The sequence below is a fragment of the Alteromonas sp. KUL49 genome, from assembly GCF_006538345.1.
GTDB lineage: Bacteria > Pseudomonadota > Gammaproteobacteria > Enterobacterales > Alteromonadaceae > Alteromonas.
This window is the reverse complement of sequence record NZ_BJKL01000027.1, coordinates 1-1,799: the sequence shown is the minus strand read 5'-3', so window position 1 is coordinate 1,799 and position 1,799 is coordinate 1. Positions and strand designations below refer to the sequence as shown.

Genomic DNA, 1,799 nt, shown 5'->3' with positions numbered 1-1,799 from the left:
ACAGGTGAAACTATGACAAAACGTACGAGAAGAACTTTCAGCCCAGAATTCAAACTTGAAGCAGCTCAGCTGGTCGTTGACCAAGAGTACTCAGTTGATGAAGCGGCCAAAGCTATGAATGTGAGCAGATCGGCTATGGACAAGTGGGTCAGGCAGCTCAAACAAGAGCGAAAAGGCATTACGCCAAAGGCCTCACCACTGACACCAGAACAAATTGAAATTCGAGAACTGAAAAAGCGGATCGCAGAGCTTGAAGAGCACAACGAAATCATAAAAAAGGCTACAGCTCTGTTAATGTCGGACTCACTGAAAAATTCTCGATAGTCGAACGACTCAAACAGAGCTACAGCATCACTACACTGTGCAACGTCTTTGGCATTCATCGAAGTAGTTACAAGTATTGGAAGCGACGACCGAGAGCCATTCCTGCATTGGAGGTTCAAACTCGAGCGTTTGTTCAAGAGGCTCATAGTGCCAGCAATGGCTCCGCAGGAGCTCGGACGATAGCAGGGATCGTAACTAATGCGGGCATTAACTTGAGTCGCTATCGAGCAACCAAGATCATGAAAAAGCTTGGATTAGTGAGTCGACAGCTACCGAAGCACAGATATAAGAAACAGTCTCCCGAGCATGTGGAGATCCCGAATCATCTTGAGCGGCAGTTCGCGGTTACGGCCCCAAACCAAGTGTGGGTTGGTGATGTGACTTATGTCTGGACTGGCAACCGCTGGGCTTATCTAGCTGTTGTGCTGGACTTGTTTGCTCGTAAACCAATTGGTTGGGCGATGTCTTTTTCGCCCGATAGCCAGTTGACAAGCAAAGCCTTAAAAATGGCTTATGAAAGCCGTGGAAAGCCTAAAGGAGTAATGTTCCATAGCGATCAAGGCACGCATTACACTAGCCGTAAATTCCGTCAAACTTTATGGCGTTATCAGATAAAACAAAGCCTGTCACGTAGAGGTAACTGTTGGGATAACAGCCCGATGGAGCGCTTCTTCAGAAGCCTAAAAACAGAATGGGTGCCAGCTAGTGGCTATCGGAATTTAACAGAGGCCTGGAAAAGCATTGTTGGCTACATCATAAGATATTACAGCCAAATCAGGCCGCATCAGTACAATGGTGGTCTCACACCAAATGAGTCGGAACGGCTCTATTGGCAGACTTATAAAACCGTGGCCAATTTTACTTGACCACTACATAAACACTTTTCAACAAAACAGGAGAAGGCGTATTACTTTCTTCACGCAATTGAATGCAAAGGGTACCCAATCAAACTTCGTGCAGCCCGAGGTAACGCTTTGGCAAATCCATGGGATGACTATCCAGCCCATGTGTATGGCTTAGCCAAAAGTTGGAAACATAACTCAAGGCGACGTCACCAGTACTACAAATAATTAACGAAAATGAAGCTCAGAACTCTGAGCTTCATTATTTTGGGGATACTAGGTAAACGCCCCATAAACCCACCGGGCGGTATTACTAATGTTTGAAGTTCCAAGGTAGGAGTGCATCGATATTTGGCTCTGCTTTCGCCAGCTCTTTGTATCCGCCCCATGAACCCACGGGGCGATATTACTAATGTGTGAAATTCCAAGGTAAGAGCGCTTCGATATCGGGTTCAGCTTTCGCCAACTCTTTCATACACTTGACCATGTAGTCATAGAGAATTAGGCCGTTAGCTTTAGCCGTCTCGACGATACTGTAAAGCATCGCACTCGCGTCAGCACCACTTGGTGTGTTCGAGACAACCTGTTCTTTCTCCCAATGACTAGCGGTTTTATGCTCGTTCAGCATGGTTA

The 1,799-nt window shown here is 46.4% G+C and carries 1 protein-coding gene and 1 pseudogene; one reads left to right on the top strand and one right to left on the bottom strand.

The genetic code is table 11. From position 1 onward, the window contains the following. Positions 1–12 precede the first annotated feature (12 nt). Positions 13–1,190, top strand: a protein-coding gene (locus EYS00_RS20340) for an IS3 family transposase (protein ID WP_130639737.1) whose coding sequence is annotated in 2 segments (ribosomal slippage) — positions 13–280 and positions 280–1,190 — 1,179 coding nt in all. Because the reading frame shifts where the segments join, the coding sequence is not laid out codon by codon here. A 385-nt stretch (positions 1,191–1,575) separates the two neighbouring features. Here EYS00_RS20340 and EYS00_RS20330 read toward each other — a convergent pair. Then, positions 1,576–1,784, bottom strand: a pseudogene (locus EYS00_RS20330) (transposase domain-containing protein); the annotation flags it as partial. Positions 1,785–1,799: the final 15 nt, after the last annotated feature.